1 protein-coding gene is annotated in these 237 nt (G+C 65.4%); it reads right to left on the reverse strand.

Going from position 1 to position 237, the window contains the following annotated elements:
- The coding region (locus tag SB756_RS35225; protein WP_410913901.1) for a solute carrier family 23 protein at nt 1–237 on the reverse strand (237 nt) is incomplete at both ends.

The following is a 237-nucleotide window of genomic DNA, read 5'->3' on the forward strand; positions in this document are numbered from 1 at the left end:
GCCCCACCACCACAGCTGTCAGGCCAGTCAGGCCACCGGCGGCCACGCCTGCGGCACTTTCTACATAGCTGGTGACCGGCGGCACGCCGACCACCGCGCCGAATACGCTGGACGCACTGTCTGCTTTCAACGCCCGTGACAGGTTTTCGATACGCCCATCAGGCGCCACCAGGTTGGCCCGTTGTGCCACGCCCATCAGGGTGCCGGCGGTGTCGAACATGTGCACGAAGAGGAATG

This window comes from Pseudomonas sp. SIMBA_068, from assembly GCF_046534705.1.
Lineage (GTDB): Bacteria > Pseudomonadota > Gammaproteobacteria > Pseudomonadales > Pseudomonadaceae > Aquipseudomonas > Aquipseudomonas putida.